Genomic DNA, 2,233 nt, shown 5'->3' on the forward strand with positions numbered 1-2,233 from the left:
CACGCCGCGGTCGACCGTCTGATTCCATCGGACAGCGAAGGCCCCGGCGCCGTCGAAGCGGGCGTGCCCGAATTCATCGACCGGCAGATGGAGACCCCGTATGCGCATGGCGCGCTCTGGTACATGCAGGCCCCGTTCACGCAGGGCGCGCCCGAACTCGGCTATCAGTTGAAGCTGGTGCCGCGCGATCTGTACCGCCTCGGCATCGCGGCAGTCAACGCGTACTGCACGAAGACCTATGGCCACCCCTTCGATGCGCTCGACGCCGCCACGCGCGACACCGTGCTCGGCACGCTCGAGAAAGGCAAGGTCGATCTCGCCGACGTGCCGGCCGAGGTGTTCTTCGGACAGCTGCTGCAGAACACCCGCGAAGGCTACTTCTGCGATCCGGTCCACGGCGGCAATCGCGACATGGGCGGCTGGAAGATGATCGGTTTTCCCGGCGCGCGCGCCGATTTCATGGACTTCGTCAATCAGAACGGCGCGGCCTATCCGTATGGCCCCGTGTCGATCGAAGGAAAGCGCACCTGATGTCTACCCAAACCAAACCGCACGTCGACGCGGTGATCGTCGGCTTCGGCTGGACCGGTGCGATTCTCGCGAAGGAACTCACCGAAGCGGGCCTCAAGGTCGTCGCGCTCGAACGCGGCGAATACCGCGACACCTATCCGGACGGCGCGTATCCGAACACGATCGACGAGCTGACCTACAACGTCCGCAAGAAGCTGTTCCTCGATCTCTCGAAGACCACTGTCTCGATCCGCCATGCGCCAAACGATACCGCCTTGCCGTATCGCCAGTTGGCCGCGTTTCTGCCGGGCGAAGGCGTCGGCGGCGCGGGGCTGCACTGGTCGGGCGTGCACTTCCGCATCACGCCGGAAGAGCTGCGCCTGAAGAGTCACTACGAGGAACGCTACGGCAGGCGCTTCATTCCCGAAGGCATGACGATCCAGGATTACGGCGTCAGCTACGAAGAACTCGAACCGTACTTCGACTTCGCCGAGAAGGTGTTCGGCACCTCGGGCCAGGCGTACAAGGTCAACGGCAAGGTGGTCGGCGACGGCAACGTGTTCGAAGCGCCGCGCAGCGACAACTTTCCGCTCGCCGCGCAACTGAACACATATTCGGCGGAGCGTTTCGGCAAGGCCGCGCGCGAACTCGGGCTGAATCCGTACCGTCTGCCTTCGGCGAATACATCGGGTCCGTACACGAACCCGTACGGCGTGCAGATGGGGCCGTGCAACTTCTGCGGCTTCTGCAGCGGCTACGCGTGCTACATGTATTCGAAGGCCTCGCCGAACCTGAACATTCTGCCGGCGCTCAAGCAGTCGCCGGACTTCGAACTGCGCTCGCGCTGCCACGTGCTGCGCGTCGAACTCGACGACACAAAAAAGCGCGCCAGGGGCGTGACGTATGTCGATCCGGCCGGCAACGAAGTGTTCCAGCCGGCCGATCTGGTGATCGTCGCGGCGTTCCAGTATCACAACGTCCACCTGCTTCTGCTGTCGGGCATCGGCAAGCCGTATGACCCGGTCTCGGGCGAAGGCGTGGTCGGCCGCAATTTTGCGTACCAGAACCTCTCGACCATCACTGCGTTCTTCGACAGGGACACCTTCACCAATCCGTTCATCGGCGCGGGCGGCAACGGCGTCGCGGTCGACGATTTCAACGCCGATAACTTCGATCACGGCCCGCTCGGCTTCGTCGGCGGTTCGCCGCTGTGGGTGAACCAGGCGGGCACCAAGCCGGTCAGCGGCATCGCCACGCCCTCGGGCACGCCGAACTGGGGCGCCGACTGGAAGAAGTCGGTGAAGGACCACTACGCGCACACCATTTCGATGGACGCGCACGGCAGCAACATGTCGTACCGCGACGTGTTCCTCGACCTCGATCCGACCTACCGCGATTCGTACGGCCAGCCGCTGTTGCGCATGACCTTCGACTGGAAGGACAACGACATCAGGATGGCGCGCTACGTGACCGGCCAGATGCAGAAGATCGCGCAGCAGATGGGTCCGAAGTCGATCAACGTCTATACGCGTGAATTCGGCGCGCACTTCGACTCGCGCCGCTATCAGACCACGCACCTGGTGGGCGGCGCGGTGATGGGCACCGATCCGAAGACGAGCGTGCTGAACCGTTACCTGCAAAGCTGGGACGTGCACAACGTGTTCGTGATGGGCGCCTCGGCGTTTCCGCAGGGCATCGGCTACAACCCGACCGGCCTCGTCGC

Annotated in this window: 2 protein-coding genes; both read left to right on the forward strand. The window is 63.8% G+C overall.

Features of this window, described 5'->3' with window-relative positions:
• Positions 1 to 531, forward strand: a 531-nt coding sequence (locus tag P0D96_RS47780) for a gluconate 2-dehydrogenase subunit 3 family protein (RefSeq protein ID WP_408321279.1), incomplete at its 5' end; no start/stop codon positions are given.
• On the forward strand, positions 531 to 2,233 hold a 1,703-nt coding region (locus P0D96_RS47785; protein WP_408321281.1), incomplete at its 3' end, for a GMC family oxidoreductase. The genes P0D96_RS47780 and P0D96_RS47785, both read left to right, overlap by 1 nt.

This window comes from Paraburkholderia sp. RL17-347-BIC-D (genome assembly GCF_046027915.1).
Classification (GTDB): domain Bacteria; phylum Pseudomonadota; class Gammaproteobacteria; order Burkholderiales; family Burkholderiaceae; genus Paraburkholderia.